The organism is Wansuia hejianensis (genome assembly GCF_014337215.1).
Taxonomy (GTDB): Bacteria; Bacillota; Clostridia; order Lachnospirales; family Lachnospiraceae; genus Scatomonas; species Scatomonas hejianensis.
The window spans coordinates 3,535,232-3,555,389 of record NZ_CP060635.1; the positions used below are offsets into that span (position 1 = coordinate 3,535,232).

The following is a 20,158-nucleotide window of genomic DNA, read 5'->3' on the forward strand; positions in this document are numbered from 1 at the left end:
AAACCCGTTGGCTGGAAGAGAATATCCATTAGAGAGAACCAGAAACATTGGTATTATGGCACATATCGATGCGGGTAAGACAACTCTTACCGAACGTATCCTGTACTATACCGGTGTTAACTACAAAATTGGAGATACTCACGAAGGAACTGCCACCATGGACTGGATGGAACAGGAGCAGGAGCGTGGTATTACCATTACTTCAGCCGCTACAACCTGTCACTGGACACTGCAGGAAAACTGCATGAATAAACCGGGAGCTCTGGAGCACCGTATCAATATCATTGATACTCCTGGACACGTTGACTTTACCGTAGAGGTGGAGCGTTCTCTGCGTGTGCTGGACGGCGCTGTCGGCGTGTTCTGTGCGAAGGGTGGAGTTGAACCTCAGTCTGAGAACGTATGGCGTCAGGCGGATACCTACAACGTACCGCGTATGGCATTCATCAACAAGATGGATATCCTGGGAGCAAACTTCTATGGAGCCGTTGACCAGATCAGAACCAGATTAGGCAAGAATGCGATCATTCTTCAGCTGCCCATCGGCAAGGAAGATGAATTCCAGGGAATCATCGACCTGTTTGAGATGAAAGCTTATATCTATAATGATGACAAAGGCGAGGATATTTCCATTGTTGATATTCCTGAAGACATGCAGGATGATGCGGAGCTGTATCATACAGAGCTGATTGAAAAGGTCTGCGAGCTGGATGACGATCTGATGATGCGTTATCTGGAAGACGACATTCCGTCAGTGGATGAGATGAAAGCTGTTCTCCGTAAAGCGACCTGCGAATGCGCAGCCGTTCCTGTGTGCTGCGGAACTGCCTACAGGAATAAAGGCGTTCAGAAGCTTCTGGACGCAATCGTTGAATATATGCCGTCCCCTGTTGATATTCCGCCCATTGACGGTAAAGATATGGAAGGCAATGAAGTGCTGAGGCACTCATCTGATGATGAGCCGTTCTCCGCGCTGGTATTTAAGATCATGACTGACCCGTTTGTTGGTAAGCTGGCATACTTCCGGGTATATTCCGGAAGCATGAACGCAGGCTCCTATGTGCTGAATGCCACCAAGGGCAAGAAAGAACGTGTGGGACGTATTCTTCAGATGCACGCCAACAAGAGGATGGAGCTTGACAAAGTGTATTCCGGTGATATCGCTGCAGCGATCGGTTTCAAATTCTCCACGACAGGTGATACGATCTGTGATGACCAGCATCCTGTGATCCTGGAGTCCATGGAGTTCCCGGAGCCGGTTATTGAGCTGGCGATCGAGCCAAAGACGAAAGCTGGACAGGGCAAGCTGGGTGAAGCGCTTGCCAAGCTGGCAGAAGAAGATCCTACCTTCCGTGCGCACACGAATAAAGAAACCGGGCAGACCATTATCGCAGGTATGGGTGAACTGCATCTGGAGATTATCGTAGATCGTCTGCTCCGTGAGTTCCACGTGGAGGCTAATGTAGGCGCACCGCAGGTAGCCTATAAAGAGACCATCACCAAATCTGTGGACGTGGACAGCAAGTACGCGAAACAGTCCGGCGGACGTGGACAGTACGGCCATTGTAAGGTTAAATTTGAACCCATGGATGCGAATGCGGAAGAGACCTATAAGTTTGAATCCACGGTTGTCGGCGGTGCGATTCCGAAGGAGTATATCCCGGCGGTCGGCGAAGGTATCGAGGATGCAATGAAGGCCGGTATCCTGGGTGGATTCCCGGTAGTAGGCGTTCATGCCAATGTATATGACGGCTCCTACCATGAAGTCGACTCTTCAGAAATGGCATTCCACATTGCCGGATCTCTGGCATTTAAAGACGCGATGTCCAAAGCCTCCCCGGTACTGCTGGAGCCCATCATGAAGGTGGAGGTGTCCACACCGGAGGATTACATGGGTGATGTAATCGGCGATATCAACTCCCGCCGCGGACGTATCGAGGGCATGGATGATATCGGCGGAGGAAAGATGATCCGTGGATTCGTTCCGCTGGCAGAGATGTTCGGCTATGCGACCGACCTCCGTTCCAGAACTCAGGGACGTGGAAACTACTCGATGTTCTTTGAAAGATACGAGCAGGTTCCGAAATCTGTACAGGAAAAAGTTCTTTCTGAGAAGGGCAAATAATCCAGATTTCACTTGCAATAAGGGCAAAAATGCAATATAATCTACCTTAGCAGGTTTCACGAAAACGAAAATAAAAATCATGAAAAGCCCACGGGGCTGAAGATTTATAAGGAGGACATTTAAAAATGGCAAAAGCTAAGTTTGAAAGATCAAAACCGCATTGTAACATTGGTACCATCGGTCACGTAGACCATGGCAAAACCACTTTGACCGCAGCTATCACCAAGACCCTGAACGTAAGACTGGGCCTGGGCCAGGCAGTTGCATTTGATAACATTGATAAGGCTCCGGAAGAGAGAGAGCGTGGAATCACGATCTCTACCGCTCATGTTGAGTATGAGACCGAGAACAGACATTACGCACACGTTGACTGCCCAGGACATGCCGATTACGTTAAGAACATGATCACCGGCGCTGCACAGATGGATGGTGCTATCCTGGTTGTAGCCGCTACCGATGGTGTTATGGCTCAGACGAAAGAGCACATCCTGCTGTCCCGTCAGGTAGGTGTTCCCTATATCGTTGTATTCATGAACAAATGTGACATGGTTGATGACGAAGAGCTGCTCGAGCTGGTAGACATGGAGATCCGTGAGCTGCTGAACGAGTATGATTTCCCGGGAGATGACACCCCGATCATTCAGGGTTCCGCTCTGAAGGCTCTGGAAGATCCCAACAGCGAGTGGGGCGATAAGATTCTTGAGCTGATGAAGGCTGTTGACGAGTGGGTTCCGGATCCGCAGCGTGACACTGACAAGCCGTTCCTGATGCCTGTAGAGGATGTATTCACCATCACCGGACGTGGTACTGTTGCCACCGGTAGAGTAGAGCGTGGTATTCTGCATCTGAACGAAGAAGTTGAGATCGTTGGTATCAAGGAAGAGACTCGTAAGACTGTTGTAACCGGTATCGAGATGTTCCGTAAGCTGCTGGATGAGGCACAGGCTGGTGATAACATCGGCGCGCTGCTTCGTGGCGTTCAGAGAACCGAAATTGAAAGAGGACAGGTTCTTGCAAAACCGGGTACTGTAACCTGCCATAAGAAGTTTACGGCTCAGGTATACGTACTGACCAAAGATGAGGGTGGACGTCATACACCTTTCTTCAACAACTACAGACCGCAGTTCTATTTCCGTACAACCGACGTAACAGGTGTTATTAACCTGCCGGAAGGTACTGAGATGTGCATGCCTGGCGATAACGTAGAGATGACCATCGAACTGATTCATCCGATCGCTATGGAGCAAGGTCTTACTTTCGCTATCCGTGAAGGTGGACGTACTGTTGGATCAGGCCGTGTTGCTACGATCATCGAGTAATACCAATAAATACTGAGAATCAAGGCTTCCAGGTTTTTCCTGGAAGCCTTTTTCTGTCAGTATAATATTGATCCTGTAAATAATTGCTAAAGCTGTAATAGGATAAAGAAGTACAAGCCGGAAAAACGAGGGTGGTGTGGTATATAGCGCCTGGGAGCATAAGCTGCAGATATAATTGGCAGGATTGCTGCATGTTAGAAAAACGGGCTGAAATGGTAAATATGGTTGGTGGATTTTGTCTTTATCAGGATTTATAATGATAATATCGGCGCAGATAAGGAGGATTACCATGAATTTAGGGAACAGTCTATTTCAGGCGAGGAAGAAAAGCGGATTGTCGCAGGAAGATGTGGCAGAAAAACTGGGCGTCAGCAGGCAAACTATTTCTAAGTGGGAAACGGATATCAGGATGAAGTCAATATTACCAATTTCGGGGTGAGATTAGGTCTGATGTTAGATGAGTTAAAAGAAGCTTATGGGTACGGGGAACAAGACGCAGTTTTAGTGTTAAAGGACATTCTGTTCAAGGTATGGAATGGCCGGAAAAGTGGAAAGTGAGGAGAATATGATGTTAGATCTATTGATGAAAAGAAGAAGCTGCCGTAAGTTTCAGCAAAAGACAGTGGAGACAGATAAGATAGAGAAAATTCTCCTATCGGCACAGCTTTCACCCTCTGGGAAAAACGCATGTCCGTGGGAATTTATTACCATTGAGGATAAAGAGACGCTGCAAAAGCTCGGTGATTGCCGGAAGCCTAATCAGCCATTTTTGCCCCAGGCGCCCCTGGCTATCGCAGTATTATGCAATACAGAGAAGTCCGATACCTGGATTGAAGATGGTTCCATTGCCTCTGCCATCATGCAGTTGGAGGCAGAGAGCTTAGGATTGGGGTCCTGTTGGGTACAAATTCGCCTGAGAGAATCCAACCAGGGTAAGAGCAGCGAAGAATATGTGCGTGAACTTCTTGGAGTACCAAAGCATATGGCCATTTTGAACATAATTGCTGTGGGTTATCCGGAAGAGAGGCTGCCGGCACATACTTTGAATGAGATAAAAACGGAAAGAGTTCATAAAGAAATATATTAAAAGCATTATGGTATCTCTGGGATTTGCCTGTATTTTTAGTATGCAATATAAAAATGAATACAGGTTGCACACAGGGAAATGAATTTTAACTGCTCTTTTTTGAAAGCATAGAACAAGGCGTGGACAATCATCTTACAGGAGGTATGCGAATGGCATCTGATCGGGAGTATTTGCAGTTTATTCTGGGACAATTATCGGGTTTGGAAGATATAACATACAGGGCAATGATGGGTGAGTACATTATCTATTATCATGGTAAAATAGCAGGCGGGATATATGATAACAGATTGCTTGTTAAGCCGGTTAAATCTGCGATTTCCTATATGAAGAAAGTTTCTTATGAATTTCCCTATGAAGGGGCAAAAGCTATGCTGCTTGTTGATGAAATAGATAATGCGGAATACTTGGCTGGGTTATTTGAAGCGATGGTGAGTGAGCTGCCAGAGCAGAGGCCGAGAAAAGTTTTTCCCTAAGGTATCTGTCTTTTATGCGGAAATACTGTCGGTTGTGTAAAAGCTCTTGTACCAGAGAAGGGCATGCTTTATACTTGGAAGATACACGGGGACGGTTCAGATGGTGAAATCTATGAAGAGAATTGCAGTATGTGATGATGAAAAGTGTATGCGGGATCAGATGCGGGAATACTTGAAGGATCTGGAGCCGGTTTTTCAGGCGGATTATTACGAGAGCGGCAATGCACTTCTGGATGCAGGTATCTTTTATGATGTAATTTTTCTGGATATTGATATGCGGGGGCTTACTGGCATTGATACGGCGAGAATATGGAGAAGCAAAGACAAGAAGGCGAAGATCATCTATGTGACCGCTTATGAAGATTTCAGAGAGTATGCGTTTTCGGTCCACGCTTTTGGATATCTGGTAAAGCCGGTGAGCAGGGAGAAGATTCAGGCGCTGCTGCAGGAGGCTATGGATTATGAACAGGAAGAGGCTGTGGGACCGAAGGTCCGTTTTCAGACGGATGAGGGCTTTCAGGAATTTCCGGTTCGGGATATTTGCTATTTTGAATATGCGAACCGGAAAATAAAGCTTGTGACGACAGAATGCCTGTTCCATATGAGAGGGAGTATCGGGGATATTGCGGTGAAGATGGAAAGCTTCGGATTCGCAGTTCCCCATAAAAGCTTTGTGGTGAACCTGCATCATGTGAAGAATCTGAAGGGCTATGACATGTTCATGACTAACGGTGAGATCCTGCCGCTGTCTCAGAAAAAATCGGCTGAGCTCCGGGAAATGCTGACCAGATGGTTGGCACAGCAGATTTAGAAGGAGGATAAAATGGCGGCAGCGGTCAATATTCTGATGGCGTTTTTGGAAACAGCGGTATTTTGCATCTGTCAGTATAGCTTTATGAAAAATAATGACCAGGTGATCTATAGCAGGAAAATATATTATTTTTTTGGATTTTTTGTTTTGGGAGCCGGGAGCTTCGGTTTTACCATAGTGGGAAGAATCATTGCCAATGAATGGATAACCCTGGAATTTCAGGTGATTTGGGTGATAGTCCTGGGGCTTCTGCTGTTCCACAGAAAGGTCCTGGATCTTTTTCTGGATCTTTTGTTTTCTGTCATGCTTTTCCTGGCAATGGAAGTTGGAATCATGCTGCTTAATTTTATGTTTTTTTCCCGGATTCTAATTTTAAACGTCTGGAGCGGAAGCATAATAATGGCAGTGAAGATCGTACTGATGGTTTGCGTTACGGCTTTGGTGGTTTCCTGGAGGAAACAACAGCAGATCATCCGGGTAAAAAAGAAGCAGATAGCGTTAATTCTGACGCTGCCGTTGTTCAGTATTCTGTTCATGTACTCACTGGTGCGGGTGGCGGAGATCTACATAGATTTGATGGGGAGCCGTCTGATCCTGATCAATGTGGTTGCCTTGCTTCTGGTTAATTTCTGTTTTCTGTATCTGTTCAGCCGCTGGATGCGGGCCGATCAACTGGAGCAGGAGCTGAGAGCTTTTCAGATACAGAGTGAACTGCAATATAAATACTATGAAGACATGGAACGGAAGTACAGAGAATCCAGAAAGATTCTTCACGATATGAAAAATCATCTTCAGGCTGTGGAAAGCCTGTACCAGGAGGGGGCAGGAAGCAATGCGGATGAGGAGAGCCGCGGGAACCGCTATGTAAAAGACCTGTATCATATGGTGAACATGCTGGGTGAGAAGTTTTACAGCTCCAATCATATGCTTAACATTATCTGCAATGACAAACTTTCTGCCGCCCGGCGGCGGGGAATCAGAGTAGCGGCGGAAATAGGAGACGTGGATTTTTCGGATCTGAAAGATATAGATATAACTACAATTTTTGCAAACCTATTGGATAATGCCACAGATGCGGCAGCCGAATCAGGGCAGGACCGGTTTATTGAGATGAAAATCCAGGAGATCCAGAATTTCCGGGTAATCAGCATCATAAATTCGATACCTGAACAGCGCCTCTTGACTTATGAGCCTGGCAAGGTGGATCGTTCAGCCCAGCCAGACCGGCAGGGGAGATCCATTGACGCTGATCAACAAGGTATACCCGCAGAGCACCTCGTAATGCATGCCCTGGCGGGCGGGGGAACAGCTTATGCTGTTCAACAGGATAGAGCGAACAGGCAGAAAAAGAAAGGGCATATGGGGATCGGGCTGGAGAATGTCAGAAGGACTTTGGCGGTTTACCATGGCACGCTTCAGTGTGAGGAAACCGGCGGCGAATATCGTGTCAGCATTATGCTGCCTAAGAAGGAGGAGCTATGATTTACGGGATAATCAGTCTTATCATGTGTGTGGGAATTCCCGTCCTGGGTGGAATTTATCTGTCGGCGCGGGGAAGGCCGGCGTTCTGGTCATTTCTGGCAGGTATGCTGTCTTTTGCATTGACACAGCTGGTTGTGCGGCTTCCTCTGCTGCGGTATCTGAGCACCCACTGGGACTGGTTTATGCTTTTGCCTTATACCGGATATTTTCTCTATATGGGCCTTCTGGCAATTTCGGCAGGATTGTTTGAGGAGACCGGGAGAGTGGCCTGTCTGGGACTTCTGAGAAGGGGGAAGACCGGATGGATACACGGACTTGCCTTTGGTCTGGGGCACGGAGGGGTTGAATCGATATGGATCGGGCTTGGCAGCGTCCTTCCGGCTATGCTGAACGGAACTGCTTCTCTGGCGGGAGCTTCCGTGCTGCTGGCGGGAGTGGAACGAATATGCGCCATGGGATTTCATGTTTTGATGACCTATGTCGTGCTGGAAGGAATCCAAAGGCATAAAAAGCTGTTGTTTTGGCTGTTGGCGGTATTATTGCACGGCCTGTTTGATTTTACCATTGCCTTTCAGAATCAGATATTGATCTGGAGTGTTCTGGCAGGCGGCCTCGTCATGGGTGCAGCGGCTGTACTGTGGACGAGAAAACATTGGAAAGAGGAGGATTTATGAAAATGAGAAAGAATGTAAAACGTCTTGTAATTGGAATATGTGTATTGGTGCTGACACTGATGCCGCTGGCTGGCTGTTCACAGACAACGGCTGAAAAGAGCAGTTCGGGCAGTGAAAGCAGTGCTTCCGGCAGCAGCGGAGAAGCAGCAGATGGAGAAGTCACGAAAGGGCTGCCTGAAGGGTTTGATGAGGAGACGGTCAGGAACCAGGCAATGGAGGATATCCGGCTGGCAGAGTCCGATGATTATGAAGGGTGGAAAGCCAGGTTTGCGGAAGAATTACAGAGCGGGCTGACAGAAGATGCCTATACGTCGTATCTGGCAATCCTGGAGAAGAAAGGCGCTTTTAAGGAATTCGGCAGCGCGGCATTTCTCGGACAGGTAGTCGGCGGCAAGAAATACGGCGGCATACTCATCATTGCAAAGCATGAAAAAGAGGATATCAAGTATAATATCGCTTACGATGAGGATATGAACCTGATTACCTTTACAATCTGAGCACACAGCGCCTTAGGGCAATTGGTAACCACTTTCTTCCATGATTTGGAATACAAGAAGCAGATGGATCTTGCAGCTTTTTTCCGACAGGTTCAAAGCGGATATTTCCTCGATCCGTTTTAATTGATAAATAAAGGTAGAGCGCTGCATGTAAAGCTTGCGTATAGTTCGGGTGACGCTCTGGTCTTCTTCCAGGTATACCTTCAGTGAACGGGTATACTGGCGGTTGTGGAGAAGATCATAAGAGAGCAGCTTCTGCAGGCCGCTTGGACAGATGGATTCAATGGTGGAATCCCCCAGCGCCCGTTTCAGAAGATGGCGGTAGGCGTAATGCTCGTATCTGTAATACCACAGGGTGGGATTGGTTTCTGCGCCGATGTGCAGTGCATTTTCGGCCTGGTTATAGTAGTGATAAAGCTGCCACAGATCAGAAAATTCTGAGCTGATACCGGCTTTCAGCAGATTTTCACGCAGCAGATAGATCAGGTTTGCCAGGATTTCATCGCGGGTGGAAGCAGCATTGCGCAGGTTTACAAGGAGTACGATGTGAGAATCCTTTTCCAGCGCTGCGCAGCCGGAGATCAGGGATTCCAGCTTGATACAGAATGTGCTCACTGTGCTGATAGCCTGGTCATAAGTGCTGATGGGTATCAGCACGCAGAAATAGGAGTCGTTTACCGCCCACTGGAATTTTTCCAGAACCGGAAGAAGCTCCTGGACGCTGACCGGCTCCCGGTGGATGAGTCTTAGAATATAATCGTCAAAATACTGCGGATGGCTGTTGATTGCCATCTCCTGATTGGCGATGCCGTGTTGGATCATAGTAGAAAGCATATGGAGCAAAGCATAATCGCTGGAACGGAGCGGACGCTCTACTTCACAGACCATCAGCCGGGCGATGTAAAGTCCCTGGACGCGGATATTGTCGTAAAGAATCCGATAGCCCCAGAAATCATCCGGAAAGATGGTTGGCTCTGTCTGGTCGATAGTCCTGGTAAATTCCGGATTCAGGCGAAGACCCTCGATGTCATCATAGGGAAGAAAGTTGTCGGCATCTTCCTCTGTGAACAGCATCAGGTTCTTCGCCTTTTTTCTTTCGCTGTAGAAAATATTCCTCAGGCCGGCTGTATACATGCAGATGGGATTTTCCAGAAAGCCCAGGGAAATGTCCCCATACTTTTTAAACGGCGCATGGTTGGCCAGCAGACCATATAATTCAAGTTCCCATTTCTGGAACCGGCTGAAAATTTGCTGGATCTGAAAAAATATTTCATGAATGGACGGTTCGGGGGAAAGGCCGATGCTGTTTATGGAGGGGGTGCCCTCGCACTGGCCGTCCCAGTTCCAGATTACAAAATTCCCTCCTGCAAAGTATTCCTTTTCTTTCATCCAGACCTCTCCGTCAATTACATACAAATAGTTAGCTAAAACTGCCTGACCTGGATAGTACAGCGTTACGCTGTCAAAGGGGCAGAAGATCAGGCTGTGATGAATATTCTGATGTAATATTGCCTGGTTCAGGTAGTCGCGGATAATATATAGGTTCAGATTCATGGTTTTTCCTTTCGTACATTTTGTGCGAAAAATGTTTTCTAATACGCACAGTTTGGGATATTTTCAAAGTTCTTTTCTGGTGCTATCATGTTAATCATAACAGGAAAATCAGAATATTTCTACAGAAAAAAGAAAAATTCCGGTGCAGGTTTAAGTTGAACAAAAAGTATAAATCGGGAGGCTTTTATGGCGAATGAACTATGGGCAGGAATCCCGCTGCTGATTCTGATTGCAGGTGCCCTGATTACAAAAAGAATAATGGAACCTGCGTTGATTTCCTCAGTGGTAGCAGTGGCAATGCTGGAAGGCGGCAACTTCGTAAATGGATATGTTGGCAAAATGTACGAGGTGCTGTCCAATCCTTCCTATCAGCTTCTGGTTTTTGTAGGCCTAGGATTTGCAGGTATCTCTGCCCTTCTGGAAAAGTCAGGCGCTATGCTGGGATTCCGGAGGGTTATGGAGAAGATCTGCCGCACCCGTTCGCAGACTATTTTTTTCACCTGGCTGCTGGGAGGTATTGTTTTCATTGACGATTATCTCAACGCTCTTGCGGTGTCGGCTTCCATGAAGGGGATCTCTGATGAGAAACGGATACCCCGGGAGCATCTGGCATATACGGTGAACTGTATGGGGGCATGCGTCTGTGTCTTGCTGCCGATTTCAAGCTGGGCAGCCTTTGCCGTAGGCTGCGCTTCAGAGCAGAATATGGGGATGACAGAATACCTTCAGGCGATTCCTTTCATGTTTTATCCTATCTGCGCAATTTTGATCAGCCTCCTGCTGGCCTTTGGTAAATTTCCCAGGCTGGGGGAGCTGAAAAAGGCATATCGGCGCGTGGAAGGCGGAGGAGAGGTTCTGGACGATTCCCGGGCGGTTCTAGGACCGGAAAGGGTGTCTGCGGATGTTACACCGTCCAGTCCCCTGAACTTTTTGATACCGATGGCTGCGCTGGTGGTGGGAATGCTGGCGTTTGGCAGCAATATTGTGGTCGGAATTCTGTTTGCCATAGCGGCAATGCTGATCCTGTATGCGGGACAGAAACGTATGAAAGCGGCAGAGTTTTTTGACTGCTTCCTGAGGGGAGCGTCCGGGATGACGCCCATGATGATTACGATTTTTGCTGCGTTCATTATGGAAATGTCCATAGAGCAGATGGGATTTACGGGATACATGACGGGGCTGCTTTCAAAGACGATTCCGGCGGGGCTGATTCCGGTGACTGCATTTCTGGCGGCGGGCGGGATTACTTTTTTCGCTGCGTCCTTCTGGGCGCTGATTGTGATTGCGTTTCCGATTTTCCTGCCAATGGCTGTCCAGGCCGGGGTCAATCCGGCGCTGATTATCGGGGCGGTTATGTCAGGGGTAGCACTGGGAAGCCAGGCCTGCCTGTATTCGGACGCTGTTTTCATGGTGGCGGCGGGGACAGATGTCCCCAATGATGTTCAGTTCCGGACAGCGCTTCCCTATGTAGCGGCGGGGGCGGCGGCAGCGGCGGCGCTGTTTGTGATAGCGGGATTTTTATCCTGAATGATGATACGTAAATAATAGGAGGACAGAAAATGCTGACAAAGAGACAAAACCTGCTGGAAACAATTCATGGAGGAAATCCGGACCGGTTCGTGAATCAATATGAATTTCTTCACATTTTGATGTCGGACCCTTACAATCTGACAGATCCCTTTCCGGAGTACGGGCAGAAGAATATTGTCAATGCCTGGGGAGTGACGCTGTCGTGGCCGGAAGGAACGCCTGGGGCATTTCCGGTGCATGACGCTGGACATAAGGTCCTTGAGGACATTGGAGAGTGGAGAGAACGGGTAAAAGCGCCAAACCTGATTTTTTCGGATGCAGAATGGGAAGAGGCAGTCCGGGAGGCAGAATCCGTGGACAGGAATGAGCTGTTTCTGGCGCCCTTTATTGCTCCGGGGATCTTTGAACGGCTTCATTATCTGATGGGAATGGAAGACGCCCTCATTAATTTTTATGAAGAACCGGAAGAGATGAAGGAGTTGATTAAGTATCTGACGGAATGGGAGCTGCAGTACGCGGAAACGCTGTGCAGCAGGCTGCACCCGGACGCGCTGTTTCACCATGATGACTGGGGCAGCCAGATTTCCACGTTCATATCTCCTGATATGTTCGAGGAGTTCCTTCTGGACTCTTATAAAGAGATCTACGGCTATTACAAATCTCACGGAGTCCAGCTGATCGTACACCATTCGGATTCATACGCAGCCACTCTGGTGCCCTTTATGATTGAAATGGGTGTCGATATCTGGCAGGGGGTCATGACGGAAAATAATATAACGGAGCTGATTCGGAAATACGGCGGCCAGATCTCTTTCATGGGAGGCATTAACTCGGCAAGCGTGGATCATCCGGGATGGACGAGAGAAGAGGTAAAAACTCAGGTTACTAGGGCCTGCCGGGAGTATGGGAAATATTACTATATCCCGAGCGCGTCCCAGGGGCTGCCCATGTCTACATTTGAAGGAGTCTATGAAGCGCTGACGGAAGAAATAGCCGCAGCAGGAAAAGAAATGTTTTAGGGGGGATAATTCAATGAATACCAGAAAACTGTCAAAAGCCAGAATGATACTGATTTTGCTGGCGCTGTTTTTATCTACGAGCTGTACAATGGGAGATATGGTCATCGTGCCAATCGCGGGAAACCTGTACGATGTGTTCCCGCAGGTGGGCCTGGTAAATGCCATCATCAGCGCACCTGCCCTTATTGGCGTGCCGTTCTGTCTCTTGGGAGGCTATCTGTCTGACAAGATGAACAAAAAGATACTGATGGTGATTGGTTTCGCCCTGTACACAGTTACTTCAGTGTTCGGGTGTGCCTTTGAAAATGTTTATTTTATACTGGTTTGCCGGCTGATCGCCACAGGTGTTGCATGGGGGCTGACAAGCTCGGCAGCGCTGGGAATCATTGCTGAATTATACGAGGACGAGGGAAAACGAGGAACCGTAAACGGATGGTATAATGCCGTCATGGCGGCTCTGGGATCTGTTCTGAGCCTGGTAGCCGGATATCTGGCGGTTTCAGCCTGGCAGAACGCTTTCCGCGCGTATTGGATCAATATTCCGATTCTGATTCTGCTGGTTGTATTTCTTCCCAGCATGCCGGCTGAGAAAAAGGAAGCATCTGCTGCGGAAGAGGTGAAAAAAGGAAGGACAACACAGGCTGGCTGGATGAAAGGCCTGATTCCGATCCTGATTCAGGTGCTGCTGGTGGCATCCAGCTATTACGTGATTACTTATATGATTTCAGTCTACGTGATCGATACAGGAATTGGCAACGAAGCATTTTCCGGAACCCTGTCGTCGGCGGGGACGATCTGTTCCTTCCTGGCTAACCTGGCCTTCGGGCTCATTTACAGTAAATTGAAAAAAGCTACGGCGATACCCTCCTTCATCGCAATCGGAGCAGGTTTCCTGTTGATGGCCTTTTTCCCGTCCAGAGCGGTTGCCCTGGTTGTATGTGCGCTGATGGGAGGCTTCTGGGGAATCTTCTATTCCTTCTTCTTTACCGAATGCTCTGTCGTGGTGCCGGAAGAGAAGCAGGGGACCGCGATTGGCATTACCAGCGCTGTAAATGGAATTGCAATGTTCCTGTGTACATATTTGGTGACTGGATTAAAGTCGGTGATGAAAGCAGAGAGCGTAACAGCGGTATTCCCCGTGTTCGGGATTGTGGTGCTTGGGGTTTGCGTGTATGTGGTTTTATTGCTTATGCGAGGTAAGAAAAGAGAAGCAGCGTGATGAGAAGCCGCAGGTTATTGCAGATGATTTGCAGGCCCGGAGGGTGACAAATATTTTCTGATAAGGTATAATATGAACAGATACCCGCAGGGGCATTCTGCTTCGCAAGTTCCGGTATGCGGAAGAACAACATAGAGAATGATTCGGCAGAGAGGGTATAGCGTGTTCTATACCCTCTTTTGGCTGGCAGCGGCGGTCTCAAATGCGGTAAGCGGGTATGCATGATTTGTTAAGATGGTAAAGGAGGTAACTCGCCAATATGGAAAAAACAGTTGAACAGTCAGAATATTTTATAGAACGCGGTAATTTATCTGATCTCATTTCTATCAGGCTGAGGCTGATAGATTTTAAAAGGTATTTTGCTGATTTCATGGATGAAGAGTGTCTGGACGAGAATACGGCCCGCCAGATTGTTGCCGGGGCCGAGAAACGCATGGCCGGGAAGAGTGTTCAGTCGGTGTCTGTCCGGAATGGAAGGCTGGAAGTTTCCATTGTTCCGGGAGACGGGGAGAATATATTTGCGGATTATCTCCTGGAAGGGCTGCGGAATTTCTATGAAGTAAACGAATGCCATATTACGCGTATGTTTGGCAGCTTTGTCTATCTGAAAAGAATCCGCGGGAAGCTGAAAGCGGTTCACGCCACGCCCATACCGCTCCGCTATTGTCCGTTGATGAAGAAGCTTCTGACGGAAATCGGAGGGGATACTGCTGCGGGGCTGCTGGAGGCTGTGGCTCAGGGTGCAGAGGATTCAGCCGGTCTGATGTGTGAACTGATCGATGAAGTGGTAATCAAAGGGGGGTATTTCGATACATCACGGCCGTTGAATTCCTGTGAGGTTAATGTTCTGTTCGGAGCGTCTGAGACCATGAGCTCGGCCTTTGAAGCGGGCCTGATTGACGCTGCCGTGATTGTCTCAAATAATCTGGGAACCATTATAACCACCGGCCAGAGCAATACTCAGGGGGCGGTGCGGAGAATGACCGGGCTGTTTGCCACGAGTCCCTCTAAGACAATCACAGAGACTGCTGTGAAGGCGGGGATCTGCCCTGTATTTCCTCATACGGGCATTATTGACCAGCTGGAAGGAGTGCGTAAGGCGATCAGCCTGGGATACCGCAGGATTGCAGTTTCCGTGGCATGGGAGGACAATATCATACTGGAAGAAATAAGGAAGCTCGAGAGAGACGGGATCATTATCTATAAATTTGCGTTATGTTCTACAGGGCTGGGGGAGGATGCCGCAAGAGCTATGAGCAGTGAAGCGGATTTGGTCTGGTCCTGCTCGTCCCGTGCTGTTAAAACATGGATTGAACCCAGGGCGACTGCCCAGGTGGGTATAAAAATACCAGTATATATTATGGACAGGAAGGGGTGGCTTTTGGCTGAGAACCATCTTAGGAAAATTGCCCGGGAACGTGATGAAGCCGCAGCTTTTGACAGGGTGGAACTGACCGCCGGTGACCGGAGGCCAGTGATCCTGAATGATGCGGAGGGATTCAGAATCATTAGAAAAGAGGAATTGGGAGAGTGCCGGGATTGTCCGCACCCTTGTATATGAGAGAGGAGAAGAAAGAAATAGAAACAGCGTGTGCGCCATGACGGGGTTCCGGCATGGCGCACACGCTGTATTTGCAAGTATCATTCTTCCTTCTGAACCAGCCACTGTTCCATGACGGGCTGCACCCTGAGGCACAGGATCAGCCTTTCACAGGAAAATGAGAATAAAAGGATCACCGGCAGCGTAAAAGGCAGAAGCAGGTAGCATACGCCGTAGAAAAGGGCAATCACAGCCAGCATCGCCAGTGAATTCTTAAATGCAATGGGAAGCAGCAGGCAGGCGTTCTTCAGGCTGACAGCCGATGAGACGTCCATGGTGGTGACCAGAGGGAACCAATAGGCGTCGATCAGAAGGATAAAGGCTTCCGCGATCAGGGAAAGCCAGAATGCTACAGTCTTGGCCCCCAGAAAAGCCGGAAGGAACCAGAACGCCATGGGAACCAGCTGCATGGCAAACCACAGGAACATCCTGGATGGAAACTCCGTTTTGAATTCGCTCCAGAAGTCCGCCCATAAAAAGCAGTTGCCCTCACGCCAGAGCTTCATGAGTACATTGGTCATACCTGCTGTTGCGGCCGGAATGGTAAAAACCGGAACGCAGAAAAGAAGATACAACAGGTTGAGTAGTATGATTTTGAAAAAATGCGTACAGAACAGAAACCAGAAACGCCGCATCCCATCTGCGGGAGGTGGCGCGTCCATTTGGCTTCCGGGCCGCCAAGGGGGCGGATATTTTGCCATGGTTTGATCACTTTCCTTCTGTCATGATAATTGTCCTGAAGTTCGGATTATCCGTTGTACTTCATTCGGTAAATAGTTGAATCCGCCAGGCAGTTGCCGGATGACTGAATCCCGCTGCAGTAACTGATAAGGACATGGCCGTCATCGGTAAAGAAGATGGCTGGATAACAGTAACCACAGTCCTCGCCGCCTTCTATCAGCATGGGAGCTGACCAGGAGCCGCCGTCGTCTCTGCTGATGGCACAGACCAAAGGGGTGCGTCCGTCAAATCCCGGATAGATTTTCCTGCCGTTGTAATTGGGAATCGGATTCCAGACTGCCAGTAGAGACCGGCCATCCGGAGAGCGTTTCATCTGCAGCGGCGAGTTGGGAGAGGTAAAGGACGAAGGCTCAGCCTGTGTCCAGTGTTCTCCTCCGTCAAAGGAATAGAATTCATATTGATACATTTTATCGGTTCTTGCATAACCATACAAAACGCCGGACTGCAATTCAATGACGCCTGGTTCCTGCAGCCCCGAACGGGTTCTGGAAAATGGAGGGAAAATGATGTCGGCAGATTCTCTCCAAGTCATACCGTCGTCGTCAGAGATCCGGAATATGAGATAAGACCGCCATTCAAAATATACGGTGCCCGGATGGGCAGTGTCATAACCGCCGCGGTGATAGGCGGCTGGCATGATCAGACGGCCGTTCTTCGTGCGGATCACCCGGTCGTTGTTCAGAACATAATAGCCGGGACGGTCTTCCGGAGTGCAGGAAGTAACCTGATAGAAGGTTTTCCCCTCATCTCTGGAGCGTGCCAGATAGGTAACAGAGTCCTGAGGTGAACGTCTGGCGCCTAAGAACAGTCCCAGATCCTGATTCTGCATTCGGAGCAGGGAGACGCTCATGATGTTGTGAGTACCGAAATCAGACGGGTTCAGAATCTGCTGCGGAGTTGTCCAGGTCAGCCCTTCATCAGAGGAGTAGCACGCGGCGATATGGGAAGGGGAGTCATCCTGGTATCCATTTGCAAATCTGCTATATGCATACATGATGCGCCCGTCAAGCAGACGCAGAAATGCACCTTCACTGTGGCGAGTAAACTGTTTGTCAGATCTGAGGTGAAAAACGGGTTTTCCGTCTGCTGATTGAAATTCTGCACAATAATTCATAATATTACTCCTGCTTATTCTACAAATTTACGATGTATTATAATCTCATCTGAAAAAAATGTAAAGAGATAAATCGAATATAAGATTAAAATTTAGCGAATTTGTCCAAGAATGCCATTTTTCGTTTCGGCATTGGCAATGTGCATTATTGATTAAAGAAGTGCTGATTAGTATTATTAAGATAATAATTATCGTGGGAGATATTAAAGTTCAAAATGGGAGGCACGCAGTGGGAAAAGTTATTTTAAAAAATGTAAAAAAAATATATGACAAGAACGTTGTAGCAGTGCATGACTTTAATCTGGAAATAGAAGACAATGAATTTATTGTTTTGGTCGGTCCCTCCGGATGCGGTAAATCCACAACACTACGGATGGTTGCGGGGCTGGAGGAAATTTCCGAAGGTGAAGTCTACATTGGAGACAAACTGGTGAATGATATGCCGCCGAAGAATAGAGACATAGCCATGGTATTTCAGAATTACGCGCTTTATCCCCATATGACGGTATATGAAAACATGGCGTTTTCCCTGAAACTGAAAAAGGTTAAAAAGCAGGAGATTGATGCCAAGGTAAAGGAGGCTGCACGGATTCTGGGGATCACTGATTACCTGCAGCGAAAGCCCAAGGCATTGTCCGGAGGGCAAAAGCAGCGCGTGGCCATTGGAAGGGCGATTGTGAGAAACCCCCAGGTATTCCTGATGGATGAGCCGTTATCGAACCTGGACGCGAAGCTCAGGAATGAGATGCGAGCCGAAATCATTAAGCTGAGAAAGCGGATACAGACCACATTTATATATGTTACCCATGACCAGACAGAGGCAATGACTCTGGGAGACAGAATTGTAATTATGAAAGATGGATTTATCCAGCAGATCGGAACTCCTTATGAGGTGTTTAATCATCCGTCCAATCTGTTTGTGGCCGGGTTCATCGGCTCGCCCCAGATGAACTTTTTCGATGGAGAGCTTTGCAAAGAAGGCAGCCAGTATTACGCGATGTGCCAGGGAGTACGCTTTGACCTTCCCGCAGAACAATCCGGCGCGCTGCTGGAGAAGGGGCAGGAACCCTGTGAGGTAACAATTGGAGTGAGACCGGAGCATATTCTTTTGGGAGAAGCGGGACCGGGAGTCATTCAGGCCGAGATGGATATTTACGAGATGATGGGCGTGGACGCTCATGTACATACGAGGGTTGGCGAACGTGATGTTCTGCTGAAGATAGCGGTGGCGGATCTGCCGGAAGAGCTGGTGAATGGGTCATTTCAGAAGAAGCCGGCAATCGGCCTGAAGTTTAAAACTGAATTTATGCACATGTTCAGCAAGGATACGGAGGAAAATCTGCTGTAGCAGGCACCATTATAACATGGTTTTTAACCCGAATGGTTAAAATTAATAAAAGGAGGTTTCATATGAAGAAAGGATTAGCGGTATTATTGAGTGTGGCCATGTGTGCTTCTTTAACAGCATGCGGCGGCGGGAATGATGGAAGTTCAGGAGCATCCAGTTCCGGTGGCAGCGCGGCGTCCGGCAGCGCAAGTTCAGCATCCAGTTCCGCAAGTACTGCGGGAAGCACGTCAGAAGAAGAGATTACCCTGCAGTGGGTGGGGGCCGGCTGGCAGGCAAATAACAAGGCAGACAAGGTAATTGCGAAATGGAATGAGCTTCATCCCAACGTGAAAGTCAATTATGTTGAGCTGGCCAGCGTAGTGGATGAGGAGTATATGAAGAATCTGAATATTATGATCAGCGGCGGAGAGCAGGTTGACATTACATATCTGGGAATTGATGATGCGTTTAACCGCATTATGAACGGAGGCGCTCTGCCGGTTACCGAGTATGTGGAGGCTGCGGGAGACGACTACGATGAAATGTATGGCACATTGGCCAAAACACAGCTGAGCTATAACGGCGAGCTGTATGGCGTGCCGTTCGCGAATAATACCTATAAGGTATTTTATAACAAAACTATGATGGAAGAAAAGGGAATTGAGATTCCGGAAACCTGGTCTTACGAAGAATTTACTGAGATCGCGAAGCAGGTGAACGATCCGGACAACGGTGTATACGGCTGTGTGTTCCCCAGCACATGGTCTGATCTGTGCTATGCTCCGGCAGAAGTGGCCGGCTGGCAGAGCGTGGTGAAGGACGCTGACGGCAATTTGGTTCCTAATTTTGAAGATGAAGTATTTAAGAAAAATATGCAGTGGGTCTATGATCTAGCTGAAACAGATAAGGTATCTCCATCTTATGCAACCATTAAGGCAGAAAGCTTGAACAGACGTCAGGCTCTGGCACAGGGCGATACGGCAATGATCATAGACGGACCCTTTACCCTGGTATGGCTGCAGACCTACATGTTTGATGATCCCGGCGAAGGTCAGCTGCCTTTTGAAATCGGAGTTGCAGACCTGCCTTATATGACAGAAGAAGCGAAGGAAGTGTCCTTTAATACTATCGTTGGAGCGTTCTATGTGCCGAAAACATCTGCGTATCCAGAGTGGGCCTATGAATTTGAAAAATTCCTCTGCAATGAGTGCTACGTTGAGAGCGCGAACTATATGCCTACATATGTAGATGCCGACTGGGAGGCTGCAACAGAAAGCTTCCGCGAATATACGGATTCTAACGGCGAAGTCCATGAAGATATTTACCCGAAAGAAGTTGCAGAAGGAGCAGTTTCTACCCCGTATGAATCTCATGTGGCCAAGTGGGGAAAAGATCCGTCTCTGGCGGCGTACTACAATCTTATGTATACACTGTTCACTGAGCAGTACAGCGTGTATCTTGGAGGGGAAATGTCTCTCGATGACTGGTGCTCCATGATGCAGGAGCTGGCCGCTGCTGAAATCGCAAACATACAGTAAATTTCCGGCCGGCAGCAGGGCGGCAGCATAAATAGAAGTAAGCGGCAT

Annotated in this window: 18 protein-coding genes; 15 read left to right on the top strand and 3 right to left on the bottom strand. The window is 48.3% G+C overall.

Annotated elements, in window-relative coordinates:
• The first annotated feature begins 7 nt into the window (after nt 1–7).
• From fusA to H9Q79_RS16210, 9 genes are all read left to right on the top strand, one after another.
• The gene (gene fusA / locus H9Q79_RS16170; protein WP_118644903.1) at nt 8–2,125 is read left to right on the top strand and encodes an elongation factor G; all 2,118 of its coding nucleotides are present in this window, start codon (nt 8–10) and stop codon (nt 2,123–2,125) included.
• A 125-nt stretch (nt 2,126–2,250) separates the two neighbouring features.
• A complete protein-coding gene (gene tuf / locus H9Q79_RS16175) occupies nt 2,251–3,444 on the top strand; it encodes an elongation factor Tu (protein WP_118644900.1) in 1,194 nt (397 codons plus the stop codon).
• Between the two features lie 289 nt (nt 3,445–3,733).
• Entirely contained in the window at nt 3,734–3,883 is a 150-nt protein-coding gene (locus H9Q79_RS18420; protein ID WP_330596838.1) for a helix-turn-helix transcriptional regulator, read from the top strand.
• 126 nt (nt 3,884–4,009) lie between these two features.
• Nucleotides 4,010–4,531: a nitroreductase family protein gene (locus H9Q79_RS16185; RefSeq protein WP_249328737.1), complete on the top strand. Its 522-nt coding sequence runs from the start codon at nt 4,010–4,012 to the stop codon at nt 4,529–4,531.
• A gap of 149 nt (nt 4,532–4,680) precedes the next feature.
• The gene (locus H9Q79_RS16190; RefSeq protein WP_118644894.1) at nt 4,681–5,004 is read left to right on the top strand and encodes a TfoX/Sxy family protein; all 324 of its coding nucleotides are present in this window, start codon (nt 4,681–4,683) and stop codon (nt 5,002–5,004) included.
• Between the two features lie 112 nt (nt 5,005–5,116).
• Nucleotides 5,117–5,815 (top strand): LytR/AlgR family response regulator transcription factor, encoded by a 699-nt coding sequence (locus H9Q79_RS16195; RefSeq protein ID WP_118645013.1) that lies wholly within the window; start codon nt 5,117–5,119, stop codon nt 5,813–5,815.
• Nucleotides 5,816–5,827: 12 nt separating this feature from the next.
• Complete coding sequence (locus tag H9Q79_RS16200) at nt 5,828–7,297, top strand: sensor histidine kinase (RefSeq protein ID WP_118644891.1); 1,470 nt, start codon at nt 5,828–5,830, stop codon at nt 7,295–7,297.
• Nucleotides 7,294–7,971: a YhfC family glutamic-type intramembrane protease gene (locus tag H9Q79_RS16205; protein WP_118644888.1), complete on the top strand. Its 678-nt coding sequence runs from the start codon at nt 7,294–7,296 to the stop codon at nt 7,969–7,971. Before H9Q79_RS16200 ends, H9Q79_RS16205 begins: the two co-directional genes overlap by 4 nt.
• Complete coding sequence (locus tag H9Q79_RS16210; protein WP_249328738.1) at nt 7,968–8,468, top strand: DUF3887 domain-containing protein; 501 nt, start codon at nt 7,968–7,970, stop codon at nt 8,466–8,468. The genes H9Q79_RS16205 and H9Q79_RS16210 overlap by 4 nt, the downstream gene beginning before the upstream one ends.
• Nucleotides 8,469–8,480: 12 nt before the next feature.
• Here the strand turns inward: H9Q79_RS16210 and H9Q79_RS16215 are convergent, their stop codons facing one another.
• The gene (locus tag H9Q79_RS16215; RefSeq protein ID WP_249328739.1) at nt 8,481–10,022 is read right to left on the bottom strand and encodes a PucR family transcriptional regulator; all 1,542 of its coding nucleotides are present in this window, start codon (nt 10,020–10,022) and stop codon (nt 8,481–8,483) included.
• A 186-nt stretch (nt 10,023–10,208) separates the two neighbouring features.
• Here H9Q79_RS16215 and H9Q79_RS16220 point away from each other — a divergent pair, with 186 nt between their 5' ends.
• The 4 genes from H9Q79_RS16220 to H9Q79_RS16235 all read left to right on the top strand — a co-directional run bounded on the left by H9Q79_RS16220 (nt 10,209) and on the right by H9Q79_RS16235 (nt 15,351).
• Nucleotides 10,209–11,549, top strand: coding sequence for a Na+/H+ antiporter NhaC family protein (locus H9Q79_RS16220; RefSeq protein WP_118644882.1), 1,341 nt, complete (start codon nt 10,209–10,211; stop codon nt 11,547–11,549).
• 32 nt (nt 11,550–11,581) lie between these two features.
• Nucleotides 11,582–12,571 (top strand): uroporphyrinogen decarboxylase family protein, encoded by a 990-nt coding sequence (locus H9Q79_RS16225; protein ID WP_118644880.1) that lies wholly within the window; start codon nt 11,582–11,584, stop codon nt 12,569–12,571.
• 13 nt (nt 12,572–12,584) lie between these two features.
• Nucleotides 12,585–13,790 (top strand): MFS transporter, encoded by a 1,206-nt coding sequence (locus tag H9Q79_RS16230; protein ID WP_249328740.1) that lies wholly within the window; start codon nt 12,585–12,587, stop codon nt 13,788–13,790.
• 259 nt (nt 13,791–14,049) lie between these two features.
• Nucleotides 14,050–15,351 carry a DUF2099 family protein gene (locus tag H9Q79_RS16235; RefSeq protein ID WP_118644870.1) on the top strand — a complete coding sequence of 434 codons (1,302 nt, stop codon included), beginning with the start codon at nt 14,050–14,052 and terminating at the stop codon, nt 15,349–15,351.
• Between the two features lie 80 nt (nt 15,352–15,431).
• On the opposite strand, the gene H9Q79_RS16240 is transcribed toward H9Q79_RS16235, so the two are convergent.
• Both H9Q79_RS16240 and H9Q79_RS16245 read right to left on the bottom strand, forming a co-directional pair.
• Nucleotides 15,432–16,091 carry a DUF624 domain-containing protein gene (locus H9Q79_RS16240; RefSeq protein ID WP_118644868.1) on the bottom strand — a complete coding sequence of 220 codons (660 nt, stop codon included), beginning with the start codon at nt 16,089–16,091 and terminating at the stop codon, nt 15,432–15,434.
• 47 nt (nt 16,092–16,138) lie between these two features.
• Nucleotides 16,139–17,245: a sialidase family protein gene (locus H9Q79_RS16245; protein WP_118644866.1), complete on the bottom strand. Its 1,107-nt coding sequence runs from the start codon at nt 17,243–17,245 to the stop codon at nt 16,139–16,141.
• A 229-nt stretch (nt 17,246–17,474) separates the two neighbouring features.
• Between H9Q79_RS16245 and H9Q79_RS16250 the strand changes: the two genes are divergently transcribed.
• Both H9Q79_RS16250 and H9Q79_RS16255 read left to right on the top strand, forming a co-directional pair.
• Complete coding sequence (locus H9Q79_RS16250; RefSeq protein ID WP_118644864.1) at nt 17,475–18,593, top strand: ABC transporter ATP-binding protein; 1,119 nt, start codon at nt 17,475–17,477, stop codon at nt 18,591–18,593.
• A 62-nt stretch (nt 18,594–18,655) separates the two neighbouring features.
• Entirely contained in the window at nt 18,656–20,110 is a 1,455-nt protein-coding gene (locus tag H9Q79_RS16255) for an ABC transporter substrate-binding protein (RefSeq protein ID WP_249328741.1), read from the top strand.
• Nucleotides 20,111–20,158: the final 48 nt, after the last annotated feature.

Bases quoted from the DNA above. Each gene is read 5' to 3' on its own strand.
- tuf (WP_118644900.1), top strand. From the start codon at position 2,251: ATGGCAAAAGCTAAGTTTGAAAGATCAAAACCGCATTGTAACATTGGT.
- H9Q79_RS18420 (WP_330596838.1), top strand. From the start codon at position 3,734: ATGAATTTAGGGAACAGTCTATTTCAGGCGAGGAAGAAAAGCGGATTG.
- H9Q79_RS16185 (WP_249328737.1), top strand. From the start codon at position 4,010: ATGATGTTAGATCTATTGATGAAAAGAAGAAGCTGCCGTAAGTTTCAG.
- H9Q79_RS16190 (WP_118644894.1), top strand. From the start codon at position 4,681: ATGGCATCTGATCGGGAGTATTTGCAGTTTATTCTGGGACAATTATCG.
- H9Q79_RS16195 (WP_118645013.1), top strand. From the start codon at position 5,117: ATGAAGAGAATTGCAGTATGTGATGATGAAAAGTGTATGCGGGATCAG.
- H9Q79_RS16200 (WP_118644891.1), top strand. From the start codon at position 5,828: ATGGCGGCAGCGGTCAATATTCTGATGGCGTTTTTGGAAACAGCGGTA.
- H9Q79_RS16205 (WP_118644888.1), top strand. From the start codon at position 7,294: ATGATTTACGGGATAATCAGTCTTATCATGTGTGTGGGAATTCCCGTC.
- H9Q79_RS16210 (WP_249328738.1), top strand. From the start codon at position 7,968: ATGAAAATGAGAAAGAATGTAAAACGTCTTGTAATTGGAATATGTGTA.
- H9Q79_RS16215 (WP_249328739.1), bottom strand. From the start codon at position 10,022: ATGAATCTGAACCTATATATTATCCGCGACTACCTGAACCAGGCAATA.
- H9Q79_RS16220 (WP_118644882.1), top strand. From the start codon at position 10,209: ATGGCGAATGAACTATGGGCAGGAATCCCGCTGCTGATTCTGATTGCA.
- H9Q79_RS16225 (WP_118644880.1), top strand. From the start codon at position 11,582: ATGCTGACAAAGAGACAAAACCTGCTGGAAACAATTCATGGAGGAAAT.
- H9Q79_RS16230 (WP_249328740.1), top strand. From the start codon at position 12,585: ATGAATACCAGAAAACTGTCAAAAGCCAGAATGATACTGATTTTGCTG.
- H9Q79_RS16235 (WP_118644870.1), top strand. From the start codon at position 14,050: ATGGAAAAAACAGTTGAACAGTCAGAATATTTTATAGAACGCGGTAAT.
- H9Q79_RS16240 (WP_118644868.1), bottom strand. From the start codon at position 16,091: ATGGCAAAATATCCGCCCCCTTGGCGGCCCGGAAGCCAAATGGACGCG.
- H9Q79_RS16245 (WP_118644866.1), bottom strand. From the start codon at position 17,245: ATGAATTATTGTGCAGAATTTCAATCAGCAGACGGAAAACCCGTTTTT.
- H9Q79_RS16255 (WP_249328741.1), top strand. From the start codon at position 18,656: ATGAAGAAAGGATTAGCGGTATTATTGAGTGTGGCCATGTGTGCTTCT.